Raw genomic sequence first — 19,371 nt, 5'->3', positions numbered from 1 at the left:
GAAAGCGCAGTACCGGGGAGCCGACTATGCTGAAGACAGCGCAAGACACCATCGGCTGATACAAGCAGGCAAATGGCGAGGGAAAAGGATGCCCCGAATGACCACAGCATGCCTCCCCACGGGCGGCGCGGCATGACAGCAGCAACCGTGCACATCAATCGCCGCGTGCTGATCGTTGACGACAGCCCGGCGATCCATGGCGACTTCGCCAAGATTCTCAGCCCGGTCATCCCCGGCGACGATGGTCTGGGCGAAACCGAGAGCCTGTTATTCGGCACCCCGTCCGCCAGGCAATCCCAACATTTCGAACTGGATTCGGCGTTTCAGGGCCGCGAAGCCCTGGAAAAACTCCAGGCCGCACTGGCGCAAAACCGTCCCTACGCCATGGCCTTCATCGACATGCGCATGCCGCCGGGCTGGGATGGCCTGGAGACCATCGAACGGCTATGGCAGGTCGACCCCAAGCTGCAAGTCGCGCTGTGCACGGCCTATTCCGATTACTCCTGGGAGGACATCGACCGGCGTCTGGCACTGAACGACCGGTTGCTGATCCTGAAAAAGCCCTTCGACGCCATCGAGATCCGCCAGATGGCGAGCGCTCTCACGGTCAAATGGCAGATGACCGAAGACGCAGAACTGAAGATGAGCCTGCTCGAGCAAGCGGTGCAGGAACGCACCCGCGAGCTGTCGGACGCTAACGTGATCGTGCAGAACAGCCCGACCATTCTTTACCGCTTGCGCGGCGAACCCTCGTTTGCGCTGATGTACATCTCCCACAACATCACCCGTTACGGTCATGTCGCCGCCGACCTGGTGGGTTCGCCCGACTGGGCGCAAGCATTGATTCATCCGGATGATCAGGCGAACGTCGATGCGGCCATGGCCCGAGTGCTGGACCGGCATGCGTCGGGCGCGTCCATCGAATTCCGCATGCGCACCGGCCAGGGCACCTGGCGCTGGGTGGAGAACCGCTACATCCCGGTGCGCGATCAGGACGGCCGGCTACTGGAAGTCGAAGGCATCATCCTCGACATCACTGAACGCCGGCTGGCCGAAGAAAAACTGGCCTTGCTCGCGCGCTCCGATGGCCTGACAGGCCTGGCCAATCGCGCCACGTTGATCGAACGCCTGCATCAGGCGTTTGCTGCCGCGCGACGGGGCGCCATGCCGTTCGCGGTGTTCTACCTGGACCTCGACCATTTCAAGCGGATCAATGACACCCTGGGCCACCCGGTGGGCGATCTGCTGCTGCAGGAAGTCGCCCGGCGCATCAAGTGTGGCGTTCGCGAAAGCGACGTGGTGGCGCGCCTGGGCGGCGACGAATTCGCGATCCTGCAACTGGACGTCAGCGACCCAACCCAATCGGCAACGATGGCTGCCAAGATCCGCGACACGCTGCTCGCGCCCTACAACCTGGCCGGTAATGCGCTGCATATTTCGGTGAGCATCGGCATCAGCAGTTACAGCGACCTCAGCCTCGACGCCGACAGCCTGCTCGGGCAAGCCGACATGGCGCTGTACCGCGCCAAGGAAATGGGGCGCAACCAGTATCACTTCCACTCCGAGGAAATCTCCCGGGAAGTGGCCGAACGCATGACCCTCGTCAGCGAATTGATGACGGCCCTGGAGGGCAATGAGCTGATGCTGCGGTATGCGCCGGAAGTCGATCTGCACAGCGGCAGGATTCTCGGCATGGAGGCACAAGTCCTCTGGCAACATCCCCGTCGCGGCCTGCTGCAGGCCTGCGACTTCGTGCCGATTGCAGAGAAAACCGGCGCAATCATTCCGCTCGGGCGCTGGGTGCTGGATCACGCCTGCCACCAGATGCATCTGTGGCGTAACGAAGGGGTTGCGCCGCCGGTGATGGCGATCAAACTTTCGCTGGCGCAACTCAAGAGCGGCCCCGAACTGATCTACAACGTGCTACGCACCACCGCCCGCTGGGAGCTCGCCCCTTGGGATCTGCGCTTCGATGTCACCGAGGCCACGCTGGCCCAGACCAAGTGGACGCACAACGATGCGCTGCCGCGCCTGCGTGAACTGGGCGTGGCCATCGCCATCGATGATTTCGGCACCGAATACTCCTCGTTCGACTACCTGAAAACCTACCGGGTCAATCACCTCAAACTGGCGCAGAGTTTCGTCGACAGTGCTGCCCACGATGTCGCCGGTGCCAATGCCCTGCGCGCGATCGTCAACTTCGCCCGGGACCTGGACATCGGCATCATCGCTGAAGGCCAGCCGTCGTCGGATCAGCCTTGCACACCACCCGCCGCGCCCCCGCTGCCGAGCGCCCGGGGCATGTATTTCAGTGCAGCGGTCAGCGCCGAACAGGCCGGGCATTTGCTCAAGGACAGTGCCCGTCTGGCGCCAAGGGAGGACGAGGCATGAAAGCGCCTTTTCCCCAGACCAACCGGCGCATCCTGATCATCGACGACACGCCGGCGATCCACGATGACTTTCGCAAGATCCTCGCCCCGCAGGTGGCGGACGCCGTCGATTTGCAGCAACTGGAACAGACGCTGTTCGGCAGCCAGCAGACGCCGCGCCTGAGCTTCCAGCTCGACTCCGCCTATCAGGGCCAGGAAGCCTTGGCACTGGTCAACCGCGCACTGGCCAGTGGCAATCCCTACGCCCTCGCCTTTATCGACATGCGCATGCCGCCCGGCTGGGATGGCCTGGAAACCATCGAGCAACTGTGGCGGGTCGACCCGAACCTGCAAATCGCCTTGTGCACGGCGTACAGCGACTACAGCTGGGAGGCGATGGCTGAACGGCTGGAGTTTGGCGACCAGTTGCTGATCCTGAAAAAGCCGTTCGACAGTCTGGAAATCCGTCAGATGGCCAACGCCCTGACCTGGAAATGGCAACTGGCGCAGGACGCGGCGCTGAAGATGCTCAGTCTTGAACGGACCATCGAGGCGCGGGTGCACGAACTGCTCAAGGTCTCGCACCTGCTGCAGTACGACAGCCTCACGGAACTGCCCAACAGCACCCTGCTCGGTGATCGCCTGAGTCAGGCCATGGCGGTGTGCCGACGGCATGACAAACAACTGGTGGTGATGTTTCTCGGCCTCGATCGCTTCAAGCGTATCAACAACGCGCTGGGTCATCCGGCGGGTGACGAAATGCTCAAGCGGGTCGCCCGGCAACTATTGTCCTGCGTACGCGATTCGGACTCGGTGTTTCGCTACGGCTCCGACGAGTTCGTGGTGATCCTCGGCGACATCAACCACCCTCAGCAAACCCACGCCGTCGCGGAAAAACTCCTCACTGCCATTCGCTTGCCGCAGACGATTGCCGGCCATGACGTCAGCGTTACCGCCAGCGTAGGCATCAGCGTCTACCCCGATGACGGCCTCGAAGCCACCGAGCTGATCAAGAAGGCCGAGACCGCGATGCGCAACGTCAAGGAACTGGGGCCTGACAACATCGGCTTCTTCATCGAAGCCATGAACCAGCACGCCCGGGAACAGCACAGCATCGAGTCGGGCATTCGCCGAGCGCTGCAAGAGCATGAATTTGTCCTGCACTATCAGCCGAAAATCGACCTGCGCAGTGCCAAAGTGGTGGGTGCCGAAGCACTGCTGCGCTGGCAGAAACCCGGACATGGCTGGGTCTATCCGGCGGACTTCATACCGGTGGCCGAGGACAGTGGTCTGATCGTGCCGTTGAGCAAATGGGTGCTGGCTGAGGCCTGTCGGCAGACCCGGGCCTGGCAACTGGCCGGACTGCCGCCGATCCGTATGTCGGTCAACACTTCACCCATCGATTTTCGCCAGCGTGACTTCGTCGCCGGCATCGAGCGCGTACTGCAACAGACAGGTCTGGCGCCCGAGTGGCTGGAACTGGAAATCACCGAAGGCGTGCTGATGCAAAACGTCGAGGCGACGATGACTGCGCTCAATCGCCTGAAGGGGCTGGGCACGCGTCTGGCCATCGATGACTTTGGCACCGGCTATTCCAGCCTGAGCTACCTGCGGCGGTTTCCCATCGACGTGCTGAAGATCGACCAATCGTTCATTCGCAACCTGTGCAACGACCGCAGCGATGCCGCGCTGGTCAGCGCGATCATCAACCTGGGCAAGAGTCTTGGCCTGAACGTCATCGCCGAGGGCATCGAAACCGCCGAACAACTGGCGTTTCTCAAGGCCCATCACTGCGAAGAAGGCCAAGGTTACTTTTTCAGCAAAGCGCTGCCGGCAGATGCGTTTGCACGCTTGCTGGCCGGCACGCAACCCGCGCCGTGGACGATGGGATTAACACTGTGAAACCGGCCTTGAGTCAGGGAGACAATTGCCAATGAAGCTTTTCCACCACGCCATGGCGTTACTGCTGTGCGGACTCTCTGTCTGCGCCAGTGCCGAGCCGCTGGACGAGCCGCTGAAACCGTTGCCCACAGTGCCGCCGCAGGATGCCCGGCACGTGGAACTCGGTCGACGGCTATTCCACGAGCCACGGTTATCGATCAACAACACGCTGTCCTGCGCCAGCTGCCACCAACTGGACAAGAACGGTGCCGACAGCCGCGCCTTGTCACTGGGCTTCGACGGCAAACCGGTGGCCTTCAACACGCCGACCGTGTTTAACGCGGCCCTCAACTTTCGCCAGTTCTGGGATGGCCGCGTCGAAACGCTGGAGGAACAAAGCAACATCGTCATCACCAGCCCTCATGAAATGGGCAGCGACTGGAACACGGTCATCGAGCGGCTCGGGCAAAACCCCGACTATCGCCGCGACTTCGCCGCCATCTTCCCGGACGGTGTAACAAGGGCCAATGTCCAGCAGGCGCTGGCCAGTTTCGAACGCACCCTGCTGACGCCCAACTCGCGCTTCGATCAATACCTGCTCGGCAACACCGACATCCTCACTCTGGAGGAAAAGTACGGTTACCAGCGCTTCAAGGAGTACGGCTGCATCGCCTGCCATCAGGGGGTGAACATCGGCGGCAACATGTTCCAGAAGTTCGGTGTGTTCGGCGATTACATTGCCGACCGCGGCAACCCGACCGTGGCCGATCAGGGCCGCTTCAACGTCACCGGCGACGAAGCGGACCGGGCCGTGTTCAAGGTGCCGAGCCTGCGCAATGTCGCGATCACCGCGCCGTACTTTCACGACGGTTCGGCCCCCACCCTCGAACGCGCCGTGGATGTGATGTTCCAGTACCAGTTGGGGCGCATGCCGAGCGCTGAGGACAAACGGTTGATCATGCTGTTTCTTACAACCCTGACCGGCCAACGGGAAGACAAGCCATGATCAACATCTCGCGGCGACGCAGCCTGTTGTTGCTGACCCTGGTCGCCCTGACGCTGGCCTCGATCCTGTTGTTCCTGTACATCAAATCCAGCTCTGACCAGACCATGACGTACACCGAATCGCGGGATCTGATCCGGCAGATCAAACAGCAGAACTCGCTGTGGGAAAACGAGCTCCTCAAGGCGCGAGTGGCGCTCAGCCACAACTACGATCCGCTGGTGTCACCGATGAACGAGATGAACCGGCTCTGGGCGCGCTTCGACGCGATCGAGTCCGGGCATGGGCGCAACAACTCGGCGCAATGGAACGACGCTCACGAAAGTTTCCGGCAGGCGATGCAGGAAAAAACCCGTCTGGTCGAACAGTTCAAATCGCACAACGCGCTGTTGCGTAATTCCCTGGCCTTTTTGCCCACCGCTGAAGACGACATCCAACAGCAACTGGCCAGCCTGTCGGACTTCGATAAATTGCAGCTGCAAAACATCACCACCGACACCTACGACCTGCTGCTCAGCGCCCTCGAATTTGCCCAGGTCACCTCCGACGACCGGGCCGCCGACATCGAGCTCGGCCTGAACAAGCTGAAGGTGAATGCGCAACGCCTGCCGCTCGCGTTTCAGACCCCGATCAGAATCATGAGCAGCCATATCTCCCTGATCGCTCGCGAACAGCCTTTGGTCAATCAGTTGCTCGAAAACATCGAAAACATCCCCGTGGCCGAGCGCCTCGACAACATCACCACCATGCTCGATCACGATCAGCAGCGCGCCGATCAGGTCGACCGGCAATACCACTTCTACCTGCTGTTGTTTTCGGTGCTGTTGATGTTGTCGCTGGTGTGGCTGGCCATCCGCCTGATCGGCAGCTTCGCCGAGATCAACCGGGTCAACAGTGAACTGCAAACGGCCAACGATGCGCTGGAACAAAGAGTCGAAGAACGCACCCGGGAACTGCGGGACGCCCAGAGCGAACTGCTCGGCGCGGCACGTCAGGCGGGCATGGCGGAAATCGCCACCAATGTGCTGCACAACGTCGGCAACGTGCTCAACAGCGTGAACATCTCCAGCGACCTGATCACGCGCAAGCTGCGCAACAGCAAGAGCCAGGGCCTGGGCAAGGCCATGCAATTGATCAACGAACACCCGGATGACCTCGGCGCGTTCCTCAGCGAAGACGCCAAAGGCAAATTGCTCCCCGGCTACCTCAACCAACTGGTGGTCGCGATTGCCCAGGAACAACAGGAAATGCTCGACGAATTGAATCAGATGAACAAAAGCGTCGATCACATCAAGGACATCGTCGCCACCCAGCAATCCTATGCCGGCGCCAACAGCATGACCGAGCCATTGTTCATCAACGAATTGCTCGAAGATGCGTTGCGCATGAACGCCGGCGCCCTGACCCGCCACCACGTCACGGTGGTCCGGGAATACGCCGACGTGCCGCAGGTGATGGGCGACAAACACCGTTTGCTGCTGATCCTGATCAACCTGATCAGCAACGCCAAATACGCCATGTCCGACCTCAGCAACCGCCCCCGCACCATGACCCTGGCGGTCAGGATCGTCGATGACACTTTCCTTGAGATCAGCGTCAAGGATGACGGCGAAGGCATTGCGCCGGAAAACATGACGCGGATCTTTGCCCACGGTTTCACCACCCGCAAGGAAGGCCACGGCTTCGGTCTGCACAGCTGCGCCCTGGCGGCCATCGAAATGAACGGCCATCTCACTGCGCACAGCGACGGCCCGGGCCAGGGTGCGTTGTTCACCTTGCAGATACCCCTGATCAGCGTCACGGAGAACGCATGAGCGAGCTGTCGAACCGCCGCATTCTGCTGATCGACGACATGCCGTCGATTCATGAAGACTTTCGCAAAATTCTCGCGCCGCCAGCGGCGCAGTCCGTGCAACTGGACGAGATGGAAGCGGCACTGTTCGGTGCCCAGGCACGCCCCCAGCGCCCGCTGTTCGAACTCGATTCCGCCTATGGCGGCGAAGAGGGCCTGGGCAAACTGATACAGGCCCAGGCCGAACAACGCCCCTACGCGCTGGCCTTTGTCGACATGCGCATGCCCGACGGCTGGGACGGCGCGAAAACCATCGAGCATCTGTGGCAGCAGGATCCGCAGTTGCAAGTGGTGGTCTGCACGGCCTACTCGGATTATTCCTGGGATGAACTGCTGGAGCGTCTGCAGGCGCATGACCGCTTGCTGATTCTGAAGAAGCCGTTCGACAACATCGAAGTGCAGCAGATGGCCAACACCCTGCTGACCAAATGGCAGATGACCGAACGCGCGTCATTGCAAATGCATCACCTGGAACATCTGGTCGATCAACGCACGGCCCAGTTCAAGCAGGCCAGCGAAGAACTGCAGCGGGAAATCGATGAGCGCAAGCAACTGGAAAGTCAGTTGGTGCAGTCGGAAAAACTTGCCTCACTGGGGCAAATGGCGGCGGGCGTAGCCCATGAAATCAATAACCCGATCGGTTTCATCTCCTCCAACCTCGGCACGCTGGACGGCTACTTCAAACAATTGCTCAGCGTACTCGATGCCTGGCAGACGCTTGGGCCAACGCCAGACAGCGAGTCAGTGGCGCGGCTTGAGCAATTGCGCAAAGACGCCGATCTGGATTTTCTCCTCGAAGACATCCCGGTGCTGATCCGCGAATCCAAGGAAGGCATTGGCCGGGTCGGGCAGATCGTCAAGGACCTGAAGGATTTCTCCCGGGTCGATACCCAGCAGCAATGGCAGTGGGCCAATCTGCAACAAGGCATCGAGTCGACCCTGAACATCGTCGCCAGCGAACTCAAGTACAAGGCCGACCTGATCAAGGAGTACCAGCCCCTGCCGGACATCGAGTGCCTGCCGTCACAAATCAATCAAGTGATCATGAACCTGGTGGTCAACGCGGCACAGGCCATGGGCCCGGAACGCGGCACCATCACCCTGCGCACCGGGCAACAACGAGACACGGCTTGGGTGGAAGTCGCCGACACCGGCGCGGGGATTGCGCCGGACATCCTGCAGAAAATCTTCGATCCGTTTTTCACCACCAAACCGGTCGGCCAGGGCACCGGGCTTGGTCTGTCCCTGTCCTACGGCATCGTCAAAAAGCACGGTGGCGACATTTCAGTCCGCAGCGAACCGGGCGTGGGCACGACCTTTCGCGTCGAATTGCCGATGCGCCAGAACCGGCCCGCTGCCTGAGGGCGCTTCAGGTGGTTTCCTGAAAGTCCATCTCCGGCGGCTGCCGACGGAAACCACCAGTGAGCACCGCCAGGTACACCACGCCGATCGCCAGCCAGCTCAGCCCCAGATACACCGCCAGATGATCAAGGCTGACCATCAGCCACAAGTCCGCCACCAGCCCGATAAACGGGAAAACCAGAAACAGCAGGCACTCGCGCGGGCCTTTTTTCTCACCGCTGATCCAGTAATGAAAGATCACCGACAGGTTGACCAGACTGAACGCCAGGAAAGCGCCGAAGTTGATGAACGAGGTCGAAGTGGTCACGTCGAGTTTCAGTGCCAGCAATGCCACCACGGCGCAGAGCAGGATGCTGTTGACCGGTGTGCCGAAGCGCGCGTGCAGCGTGCCGAAAAACGACTTCGGCAGAACGCCGTCACGGCCCATGGCGAACAGCAGTCGCGAGCCACTGGCCTGTGCCGACAGCCCCGAAGCGAACTGGCCGACAATCAGACCGATGAGGAAGATCGACACGAACAGATCGCCGCCGATATTGCGGGCGATTTCATAGGCGGCGGAGTCGACGCTGTCGAACTGGAACGACGGGTGCGCGATCTGCACAAAGTATGAGACGCCGACGAAGATCAGTCCGCCGATCAGTGTGATCAACATGATCGCTCGCGGAATGGTGCGGCGTGGATCGCGGGTTTCTTCGGTCAGGGTGCTGACCGCATCAAAACCGAGGAACGAATAGCAGGCAATCGCCGCGCCGCTCATGATCAGCGGCATGTGCATGTCGCCATTGAAGAACGGTTTGATCGACCACAATGGCGTGCTCGCATCGCCACCGATGTAGTGCACGCACAGCGCGACGAAAGCGATCAGCACGAGAAATTGCACCAGCATCAGCAAGGCGTTGATGCCGTTGGCCAGTTTCAGGCCGATGATGTTGATTGCACTGGTGATGCCGATGAACGCCAACACCCAGATCCATTGCGGGATCGACGGGAATGCCGAGGCCAGATATGCCGCGCCGATCAGCCAGATCGCCATCGGTAGAAACAGGTAATCGAGCAACACCGCCCAACCGGCAATAAAGCCGAGTTTCGGGCTGATCGCCTTGCGCACGTAGCTGTAAGCGGAACCAGCGACGGGAAATGCAGCGGCCATGCGTCCGTAGCTCATCGCGGTGAAGAACATCGCCACCAGCGCCGCCAGATACGCGGCGGGCACCATGCCGGCGGTGGATTGGGCGAGGATGCCGAAGGTGCCGAGGACAATGATCGGCGTCATGTAGGCGATGCCGAACAGCACCACCGACCCTAATGAAAGGGTGCGTTGCAAACGAGCCATGGGCGACTTACTCCGAATGTTATTGGATTTATGGCAGAGCCGGGTTCGGCGAATGTTTTCGGGTGTGTTTTATTGTTCTGGTGTTGCCTGGTTCTTTTGTTCGACTTGAAATCTTTTCCCCCTCACCCCAGCCCTCTCCCCCAAGGGGTAGAGGGGAAAGGGAGCCGATCTCCATGGGTTTCAAATCCTGAGTCCGACTCGAATTCGCAGTTTCAAACCCTGAGTTCGATTCGCAGTTTCAAATCCTGAGTTCGATCTTGAATTCGCAGTTTCAAATCCTGAGTTCGATTCGCAGTTTCAAATCCTGAGTGCGGCTCGGTATTTCAGGTCGGCGTACCTCGGACAATCAACTCGGTCAGTCCCCTCTCCCTCCGGGAGAGGGTTAGGGTGAGGGCAGCGGTCAACGGCGTGGAATCAACAACTCACGTACACCATCGCCACGCTCCACCACCTCCCCCGGCAACTTCAACCGCTGATCATCCAGATAGCGGTAATCCCTGCGCGCAATCTCCAATCGAGCGAAATCCAGTTCAACGCTGAACGTCCCTTCTTCCCGCCCGCCCTCGAACAGCAACGTCCCCAGCGGATCGACCAGCGCACTGCCACCCGCGAACACCAAACCGTCATCCCCCGCCTCGACGCGATTGACCATCAACGCAAACGCCTGATTCTCCTGCGCGCGGGCCATGATCGCGGTGCGGTGAGTCGACGCGTACGGGTCCATGTTGCCGTTGGTTACGATGAGCAACTCGGCACCCAGTTGCGCCAAGGCACGGGCCGACTCCGGAAACTCGATGTCGTAGCAAATCAGCAGGCCAACGCGCACACCGCTCCACTCGCAGGTGGCGTAGCGGTCGCCGGCCTCGAACACGCCGCGATCCGACGCCCACAAATGCGTCTTGCGGTATTTCAGGGCGATGCCTTCAGGGGTGATCAACAGCGTGGTGTTGTAGAAGCGCCCGTTGTCGTTCTCGGCCATGCCGATCACCACGGCAATGTTGCGTTCGCGCACGGCCGCCAGCACGGCGCTGACGGTCGGGCCGTCGACGGATTCGGCGGTTTGCGCCACGGTTTCGGCTGTCGGGAAGCCCATCAGGTGGGTTTCCGGGAACACGATCAATTGTGTGTCGGCCGCACATGCGGCAATCACCGCCAGGGCGCGTTCGAGGTTGTATGCCGTGGCATTGTCACGGCCCGCCAGTTGGGCGAGTTCGACTTTCATGAGGGTTCCCTTGTTATGAGCGCCGGGCGCGGAAAGATTGCCCGGTGGCTGTCTGTGGGCCAGTATGCGCAGCAAGCGAGCGGCCAGGGAATTACGCGGCCGGGGTAACCCGATAGGGGTAGATCGATGACACTTTCGTTTGACGACATCACCTGGCACCGCGCCGTCGGGCAATTGATCGACGCGCTCGACAAGCCGAATTTCTGGGCGCAACTGGTGCGACTGCTCGACCAGTACGTGCCGTTCGATAGCTGGGTGGTGCTGCTGTTCAGCGCCGATCAACACCCGCAAGTCTTCGCCGAATGCCCGGGCGCAGACGGCAACCCTGACCCGTTGTTTCAGGATTATCTGCGCGGCCTGTACCTGCTCGACCCGTTCTACATCGCCTGCCGCGAGCAAACCCGCACCGGTCTGTATCGCCTCTCGGAAGTGGCACCGGAGCATTTCGAACTGACTGAGTATTACCAGCGATACTTTCGTCTGAATGTCGTGGCCGACGAAATCCAGTTCAATTGTCAGCTCGAAGGTGATCGCACGCTGTGTCTGTCACTGGGCAGTGAAAAACGTTTCACTGGCGAACATATCGCCTTGCTGTCATTGATCCAGCCTTGGGTGCTGGGCCTGCTGCGCCAACGACTGCCCTATGAGATCAACGAAACCGTGGCCCTCGCCGCCGCCCCTGTCCGGGCAGACTGGCGGGTGCAACTGGAAGCGTCGGTGCAACAACTCAAAGGTGCGCAACTGACCGCCCGCGAGCTGGATGTCGGGCGTTTGATGCTCAGCGGTTGCTCCAGTAAAGAAATCGCCCGTAAGCTGGAAATCTCCGTAGAAACCGTGAAAGTCCATAAGAAACACATGTACAGCAAGCTGGGGATCAAATCCCAGTCCGAGCTGTTTTCGATTTTTCTTCAGGCGCAAAACGCCTGATCGTTTGGTGAAGTTGCTTTTTGTGGGAGCGAGCCTGCTCGCGATGGCGTCGGGTCAGTCAAATCATTTGTAGCTGATACACCGCTATCGCGAGCAGGCTCACTCCTACAGGGGAATGTGTTTATCCCTGAATCTTCGCTGAATATTCCGAGTCCGAACCAAGGAAACCGTATGAGCCTGTCACTCCTGAGCCGCTACGCCTTCTTTGCCGTCTGCGTGATTTTCACCCTCGCCAGCCTGCCTTTCCTCGAACATGACTGGCTGTGGCCGATCACCGCCGTCACCGGCGTACTGAGCCTGATCGGTCTGTTCGACCTGTTGCAAAGCCCGCACGCGGTGCGCCGCAACTACCCGATCCTCGGCAACATCCGTTACCTGGTCGAAGGCATCCGCCCGGAGATTCGCCAGTACCTGCTGGAATCCGACAGCGACGCCCTGCCCTTCTCCCGCGCGCAACGTTCGCTGGTCTATTCGCGCGCGAAAAACGAAACCGCCGACAAACCGTTCGGCACGCTGATCGATGTCTATCAATCCGGATTCGAATTCATCGGCCACTCGATGCGCCCTGCGCCACTGAGCGACCCGAGCAGTTTCCGCGTCACCGTCGGCGGCCCGCAGTGCAGCCAGCCGTACTCTGCGTCGGTGTTCAACATCTCGGCGATGAGCTTCGGCTCGCTCAGCGCCAATGCCATTCGCGCACTCAACCAAGGCGCGAAACTCGGCAACTTCGCCCACGACACCGGTGAAGGCAGCATCAGCCCGTATCACCGCGAATACGGCGGCGACCTGACCTGGGAACTGGGCAGCGGCTACTTCGGCTGCCGCACCAGCGACGGCCGTTTCGACCCGGAGCGCTTCGCCACCCAGGCACAGAATCCGCAAGTGCGAATGATCGAAATCAAGATGAGCCAAGGCGCCAAACCCGGCCACGGCGGCATCTTGCCCAAACACAAAGTCACCAAGGAAATTGCTGAAACCCGCGGGATCATGATGGGCGAAGACTGCGTATCGCCGTCACGCCACAGCGCGTTTTCCACGCCGCTGGAAATGATGCATTTCATTCAGCAACTGCGTGAACTGTCCGGCGGTAAACCGGTGGGTTTCAAGTTCTGCCTCGGCCACCCGTGGGAGTTCATGGGCATCGCCAAAGCCATGCTGGAAACCGGCATCCTCCCGGACTTCATCGTTGTCGACGGCAAGGAAGGTGGCACCGGCGCGGCACCGGTCGAGTTCACCGATCACATCGGCGTGCCGATGCGCGAAGGCCTGCTGTTTGTCCACAACACCCTGGTCGGCCTGAACCTGCGCGACAAGATCAAACTCGGCGCCAGCGGCAAGATTGTCAGCGCCTTCGACATCGCCAGCGTGCTGGCCATCGGCGCCGACTGGGCCAACTCCGCGCGCGGCTTCATGTTCGCCATCGGCTGCATCCAGTCGCAAAGCTGCCACACCAACAAATGCCCGACTGGCGTGGCCACGCAAGATGCTTTGCGTCAGCGCGCACTGGTGGTGCCGGACAAGGCGCAGCGCGTGTTCAACTTCCACCGCAATACCTTGAAGGCGCTGGCGGAAATGCTCGCAGCGGCCGGGCTTGAACATCCATCACAACTGTCGGCCAAGCATCTGGTGCGGCGCATGTCGGCGACCGAGATCAAGTTGTTCTCGCAGTTGCATGTGTTCCTGAAACCGGGGGAATTGCTCACCGGGGAAGTGAATGGCGAGTTCTATTCGCGGATGTGGCAGATGGCGCGGGCGGACAGTTTCGAGCCGCAGGAAGTCGCGGCCGCGTAACGGCCAATGCGCCAGTCTGCACAACGGACTGGCGCGTTACTGCTGATTTTGGCGCAACAAGACAAAGCGGAAATACAGATAGCCTGCCAATAGATTGAGCAGCGTGAAAGACGCCACGGTGACCAATCCATGCCAGTGCTGCGCATCGGCAAGCAAACCGATGGCAAAACTCACCCCGCCCATCCCGCCGATAAACAATAGATAACCAAGCACCGACGTATTGCGCTCGAAGGTATACAGCACATTCACGTAAAACGAGAACGCCGCGGCCACGCAAAACGCGGCGAAATTACTCACCGCTTGAGTCAGCCCTGCGGCGGTGCACAGGACAAAAAATATTTGCCAGTGAATCAGCCCATCGGCGAGGCCGATCACAGTCAATGCACAGAATCCTTTCATCTCGGTTCCTTGCCAAAGCCACTTTTGGCGAACAGCCAACCTAGGTCATCACGCGCTAGCGGTCTACTGTCAGAAATTACAGGTACAGGTTGATTGCGACGAATGGTAAACAACAGGGCCTGGCGACGACCGAGCGCGAACGACAAATTCGCTGGTCCTCATGGCTGCGCCCTGTTCACGGTTGCGCGGGGAGTGATGTGTGATGAAGCTTTGAGTCGCCATGGCGGTTATGTATCGCAGTTTCAGGCCAGCGTTCGGGCTACGACACTGCCCACAAAAAAGCCCCGATCTCGCGACCGGGGCTTCGTTTTTCAGCCGCTACGACTCAAGAGGCCGAACGCGCAGCAGCCTGCGTTTCGCCGGTCGGTTGCAACTTGAACACATAGAACAACACGCTCAGCAGCACCAGGAACGCCGGGCCCACATACAGCGCCACGCGCGTGTCGGGGAAGTACGCCATCAGGCCGACTACCAGCACCAGGAATGCCAGGGCAAAGTACGAGCTGACCGGGTACAGCCACATCTTGTACTTGAGGCCGGCACGTTCGCTGGCGCTCAGGCCTTTGCGGAATTTCAGCTGCGCCAGCAGGATCATCACCCAGGTCCAGATCGCGCCAAAGGTGGCAATCGAGGTCACCCAGACAAAGACTTTCTCCGGCACCAGATAGTTGAGCATGACGCCCAACAGCAACACCGCAATCGACAGCAACAGCGCACGACGCGGTACACCATTATTTGATGTTTTGGCAAAACCGGCCGGGGCCTGGCCGTTCTGCGCCAGGCTGTAAAGCATGCGCCCGGTGCTGAAGATGCCGCCGTTGCACGACGACAGCGCCGCGGTGATCACCACGAAGTTGATAATGCCGGCGGCGGTCTTGATGCCCAGACGTTCGAAGGTCATCACGAACGGGCTGCCCTGGGTGCCGATCTCGTTCCACGGGTAGATCGACAGAATCACGAACAGTGCGCCGACGTAGAACAGCAGAATCCGCCAGAACACCGAGCCGATCGCATCGGGAATGGTCTTCTGCGGGTTCTTCGCTTCACCGGCGGTCAGGCCGATCATCTCGACGCCGAGGTAGGCGAACATGACCATTTGCAGCGACATCAGCACGCCGGTCACGCCGTTGGGCATGAAGCCGCCGTGCGCCCACAGGTTGGAAATTCCCAGCGCCACACCATCATTACCGAAGCCGAAGGCGATAATGCCGATGCCGCCGATGACCATGGCGATAATCGTGACGATCTTGATCAGCGCGAACCAGAATTCGAATTCACCGAAGGCCTTTACCGCGATCAGGTTGATCGAGCCCATGCTGATCAGCGCCGCGAGGGCCCAGATCCAGCGCGGCACATCGGGAAACCAGATGCCCATGTACACGGCCACCGCGGTGATTTCCGCGACGCAGGTCACCAGCCACAGGAACCAGTAGTTCCAGCCAGTGAGGAAGCCCGCCAATGGGCCGAGGTAGTCTTGCGCGTAACGGCTGAACGAACCGGCCACCGGATTGTGCACGGCCATTTCGCCGAGCGCGCGCATGATCACCAGGATCGCCAGACCGCCCAGGATGTACGACAGCATGATTGCCGGGCCGGCCATTTCAATGGCCTTGGCCGAACCTAGAAACAGACCGACGCCGATACAGGCGCCGAGCGCCATCAGGCGAATATGCCGTTCGCCGAGTTCGCGTTTGAGCGGACCGCCCTGAGCGGTGTCGCCGTGAGGCAGTTGATTGCCGACTGGCATAGGGGTGCAACCTCGTCTTGTTATTGGATATGACCACCGAGTGTCGAAGCGTCGGCCGGTAGGCCTTGGCTGCGGTGAAACCGCGTCAGCTTCGTGGGCAAACGCGTCTTGCAAGACAACCTGCAAGATCAGCGGGACGTGCAGTATAAAAACCTTGTTGCAGGTCTTTTCACTCTATAAACCACAAGATTCAGCGGGAGTTGCCACAAATGCGCTAGCTGGTCGGGTAGATCAACTGGTAGCCGTAGGAAAACTCGCCACTAAAAACGGCGGCGAGTATTGCACAACCTTGGTGCGTCGTCTTTTCAACGCGCGTTTTTTATCCTCAGGAATCTGCCATCAAGCTGCGTTGCTTTGCCGTGTCGGGTTGACCACGGTTTTCACGACTCTGGAACCGGTTCTGATGACCTTATCCTGAAAAAAAGCCTTGGCCACTCGGGTTGGCTTGTCAAAAAAACCGGGATCTTTAACGGAATATTGGGCGATGGTCGGGGCACCATACTGGGCTTGGTAGTGAAGTACCCATTCACCCGTAGTCCGCTCATATTTCATGTAAGCAAACCCCGTCAGAATCATGTACGCGTTGCCGTTTTCATCATTACGCAAGCCGTAATCCGGAAACTCCATGGCGGCACTCAATCCCCAACCATGTTCGTGGCTGGGCAGATCGTTGTATTGAGCAGCTTCTTTGCCTGCTTCCACGTGTCTTACGCGCAGGACGTTTTCCCCCATCTGATCGACGATAAAAGAGCAGCCGCTGAACCCAGGTGTAAACACATGATCGGGCTCACCCCATCGAGGGTGAACGGGAATGTCGACATATCCTCCCTGAGGCGCCCAATACCCCGATAACGCATTGGTCTGGTGTGGCAGTTCGTCAGGATTGCTCCACACGCTGATAGCGTTGAATTCGCCTTCAACCACGCCGGAAGTTGTCATCCTTTGCATGGAAAAAATCATCTGCCCTCCTCCTTCGGCATTGGTCATTTGCGGATCTATCTTGCGGATATCCGACCAGAACTGGGACTTGAAAAGATCAGTGCTGATAGAAAGATTATCGAATTGCGGGGCCGCCAGTGCCTGATGAATATTCGTCGGCCTGCTGGTGAAAGGGACAAATTCAAACTGCCCCCAGTCGTAGGAAAGATGGCGAACATCGTTGAGTGTGACCACTTCGATCCGAGGCTCCCACAGACCGTTGGGCAAACGCTCGCGCTGGAACGGTGGGCGCACCCAGACCGGCCTGCCAGAGGTACCTGGCTGCGGTTCGCCAGCGACGTCCGTCTCATGCGGATCACCGGTGATATCGCCGCCGAACAGCGACTGCGGTTGCCATTGATCCGGCGCCACTTGCCGATACCGGCGAGCCGCAAGTTCATTGAAAGCGGAATCGACAAGGATGACGTCGACAACCTCCGCGTTAAGGGTGAAATCATTCTTGACGCGGTACACCGCGACTTTGCCCCGCTCATCGATATTGCGAATATAGCGGCGCTGTCCGTCAGCACTTTGCAAGATGCCTTTACCTGCCGGGCTGAGGCGGGACACTTCGGATGGCCTGACGGCATTGCGACGAAACTGCCTGTTACTGAACCCGGCAGGTGTCGGTTCGACTTTTGTCGAAGGAGGTGGCAACGCATGTTGCCATTCACCAGCGCCGTCTTGCTCAACCAGCGGCTGGTAGGCCTGCGGTTTGTGCGGATGAAGAATTCTCGATTGCCCGGTGGCCGGTTCGATGACTGTCTCGAAGACGCCGTCCTCGACCTTCACATAGTGCTTGGTGCCGACCGCAAATTGATTCTGTGGATCAGGTTTCACGTCTGCCAACGAGACGTCGCTTCGATAAGGTGCGAGGTCAGGCTTCCACAAACGCTTCTGTCCAGCGGGCATTTCAATCGGCGTGAACTCCGAATGAACGCCGGCCAACAACGGAAGAGTCGCCACACCAATACCGATATTTTCCAGCACGTCGGTGATGTGTTGCCAACCGGCTTCCTTATCGCCCTTGCTGAGTTCCTCAAGCCCTTCCAGCACTTCGTCCATCATTTGCACGGCCGACACCCCGAGCATGACCAACCCCAATGGAGGGACGGCAAAAGACAGCACATTGAGTGCGGTCAGGCCGACTTCGAGGAATACCGAGAGCAAGGACTGCTCATCCCGCACGTCGGCATCGGCATTGGACACAGCAGCATCGCGGGCATCGCTGAAAATCCGCTGGTTGAACTCGCGCTGCAATGTTGTCCAGATGTCATAGTGCTGGGCCCATGGATCCCCCGATGGGTCCAGCACCCTGAGCTGCAAAAGAAAATCGGGCTGATGTTTTTGCCGACGGGTTTCATGATCCCACAGCCGCGGTTTGCCTGACGCCGTTGGAACCTCTTCGGTAAAGCTGTAGTAGAACGTCGAACGATCCTTGTAACGCATGAACCGGCTGAAGAACTGTTGATAGGCCGTTGGCGCTTTGGGCGAGTCACTTTCAGCGCGACGCACGAACTGTTCGATCAAACGGGCCTTGAGTGCCGTCACTGTTGCGTAGTGCTTGACGGGATGATCGGGATCGTCAGGAATGTAAGCGATGAAACCGTTATTGGCGTAACCGTCAACGGTCGGCAGCAGGTAGTCCAGAATGCTTTCATCGTCGGGGTCGGCGATCTCGAAAATGATACAGCTGTGCACGGGCAACTCATTGAAACTCAAGCTGCGATACCACAGCGTCTTACCGTCTACGTGAACGGGTTCCTTGCCTCCAACACTCGACATCAGCGCTTCAAAATGTTCCCGGCGAATATCACCCTTACATAATGCAATGTAACTCGCTGCCTTCAGCGCTGCTTTCTGGTAGTTGACGAACAGTTTATTCAGCTTGTTCCGAGCACTGCTGTCATCCCAGCGCAGTGCAGTATGCAAATGGGCCTGATACTGTTTGCCGATATCAAGCAGCCTGCACAACTCAACAAACTCATGAACACCAAGCCCGACCTCGACAGCCCCCCTTCCAGACGCCGTCATATAGCAATTCGGCTTAAAGAAGAACATTGCCTTTTTTTCCGCCGGACAGTTATGCAGGGCGGCGTCAAGCAGTGAAGCGGGCGCAACTTGCGAGGTGTGAAAATCACTTTTACCGGACAAATCCACCTGCACCCGATTGACGTCCAGATCCAGGCCGGACCTTTCCTTGATGGCCCTTGCCAGCAACGGTGCGGCGAACTCATGGGGTGTTTTCACCGCTGCCATGGCGTTATTCAGCAACGTGTGCGCCGTCACACTTTCTTCTATCAGGCGTTGAGCTTCTTCGCGTTGTTTCGGCGACGCACTCTTTAACCATTGCGGTGCATTGGCATCAAAACTTTTTAACATCTCCAAGTTTTCTTTTGACATTTTCAACAGTGGTGACGGCGTTGCCGCGGCAACAATATCAACATGTTCGGCAATACTAAAAACCTGACCACGAAACTCAAACATGGCGTTATCCCAGACAAATA

The 19,371-nt window shown here is 59.1% G+C and carries 12 protein-coding genes; 7 read left to right on the top strand and 5 right to left on the bottom strand.

The features are described from left to right. Nucleotides 1-132 precede the first annotated feature (132 nt). From ACOYXJ_RS15380 to ACOYXJ_RS15360, 5 genes are read left to right on the top strand one after another with little or no spacing between them, the layout of a single operon-like run. On the top strand, nucleotides 133-2,391 hold the full coding sequence (locus ACOYXJ_RS15380; RefSeq protein ID WP_460370259.1) for a GGDEF/EAL domain-containing response regulator: 2,259 nt from the start codon (nucleotides 133-135) through the stop codon (nucleotides 2,389-2,391). Continuing rightward, nucleotides 2,388-4,271: a putative bifunctional diguanylate cyclase/phosphodiesterase gene (locus tag ACOYXJ_RS15375; RefSeq protein ID WP_460370257.1), complete on the top strand. Its 1,884-nt coding sequence runs from the start codon at nucleotides 2,388-2,390 to the stop codon at nucleotides 4,269-4,271. The genes ACOYXJ_RS15380 and ACOYXJ_RS15375 overlap by 4 nt, the downstream gene beginning before the upstream one ends. Before the next feature lie 31 nt (nucleotides 4,272-4,302). Then, nucleotides 4,303-5,256, top strand: a complete 954-nt coding sequence (locus ACOYXJ_RS15370; RefSeq protein WP_460370255.1) for a cytochrome-c peroxidase — start codon at nucleotides 4,303-4,305, stop codon at nucleotides 5,254-5,256. After that, nucleotides 5,253-7,067, top strand: coding sequence for a DAHL domain-containing protein (locus ACOYXJ_RS15365; protein WP_460370253.1), 1,815 nt, complete (start codon nucleotides 5,253-5,255; stop codon nucleotides 7,065-7,067). The genes ACOYXJ_RS15370 and ACOYXJ_RS15365 overlap by 4 nt, the downstream gene beginning before the upstream one ends. Next, a complete protein-coding gene (locus ACOYXJ_RS15360; RefSeq protein ID WP_460370250.1) occupies nucleotides 7,064-8,467 on the top strand; it encodes an ATP-binding protein in 1,404 nt (467 codons plus the stop codon). The genes ACOYXJ_RS15365 and ACOYXJ_RS15360 overlap by 4 nt, the downstream gene beginning before the upstream one ends. 7 nt (nucleotides 8,468-8,474) lie before the next feature. Here the strand turns inward: ACOYXJ_RS15360 and ACOYXJ_RS15355 are convergent, their stop codons facing one another. Beyond that, nucleotides 8,475-9,800, bottom strand: a complete 1,326-nt coding sequence (locus ACOYXJ_RS15355; protein ID WP_460370248.1) for an APC family permease — start codon at nucleotides 9,798-9,800, stop codon at nucleotides 8,475-8,477. A 400-nt stretch (nucleotides 9,801-10,200) separates the two neighbouring features. Further along, the gene (locus tag ACOYXJ_RS15350; RefSeq protein WP_460370246.1) at nucleotides 10,201-11,022 is read right to left on the bottom strand and encodes a carbon-nitrogen hydrolase family protein; all 822 of its coding nucleotides are present in this window, start codon (nucleotides 11,020-11,022) and stop codon (nucleotides 10,201-10,203) included. A 126-nt stretch (nucleotides 11,023-11,148) separates the two neighbouring features. Between ACOYXJ_RS15350 and ACOYXJ_RS15345 the strand changes: the two genes are divergently transcribed. Together ACOYXJ_RS15345 and ACOYXJ_RS15340 are read left to right on the top strand one after the other, a co-directional pair. Beyond that, entirely contained in the window at nucleotides 11,149-11,949 is an 801-nt protein-coding gene (locus ACOYXJ_RS15345) for a helix-turn-helix transcriptional regulator (RefSeq protein WP_095048312.1), read from the top strand. A 171-nt stretch (nucleotides 11,950-12,120) separates the two neighbouring features. Then, nucleotides 12,121-13,740 (top strand): FMN-binding glutamate synthase family protein, encoded by a 1,620-nt coding sequence (locus ACOYXJ_RS15340; RefSeq protein WP_460370244.1) that lies wholly within the window; start codon nucleotides 12,121-12,123, stop codon nucleotides 13,738-13,740. 36 nt (nucleotides 13,741-13,776) lie between these two features. Here the strand turns inward: ACOYXJ_RS15340 and ACOYXJ_RS15335 are convergent, their stop codons facing one another. The 3 genes from ACOYXJ_RS15335 to ACOYXJ_RS15325 all read right to left on the bottom strand — a co-directional run bounded on the left by ACOYXJ_RS15335 (nucleotide 13,777) and on the right by ACOYXJ_RS15325 (nucleotide 19,351). Continuing rightward, the gene (locus tag ACOYXJ_RS15335; RefSeq protein WP_150794629.1) at nucleotides 13,777-14,139 is read right to left on the bottom strand and encodes a polysaccharide synthesis protein GtrA; all 363 of its coding nucleotides are present in this window, start codon (nucleotides 14,137-14,139) and stop codon (nucleotides 13,777-13,779) included. A gap of 325 nt (nucleotides 14,140-14,464) precedes the next feature. Continuing rightward, nucleotides 14,465-15,886 (bottom strand): amino acid permease, encoded by a 1,422-nt coding sequence (locus tag ACOYXJ_RS15330; protein WP_460370242.1) that lies wholly within the window; start codon nucleotides 15,884-15,886, stop codon nucleotides 14,465-14,467. A gap of 339 nt (nucleotides 15,887-16,225) precedes the next feature. Continuing rightward, nucleotides 16,226-19,351 carry a dermonecrotic toxin domain-containing protein gene (locus ACOYXJ_RS15325; protein WP_460370240.1) on the bottom strand — a complete coding sequence of 1,042 codons (3,126 nt, stop codon included), beginning with the start codon at nucleotides 19,349-19,351 and terminating at the stop codon, nucleotides 16,226-16,228. Nucleotides 19,352-19,371: the final 20 nt, after the last annotated feature.

The organism is Pseudomonas sp. Tul2A7, from assembly GCF_054790505.1.
This window is presented reverse-complemented; position numbering and strand designations above follow the sequence as displayed.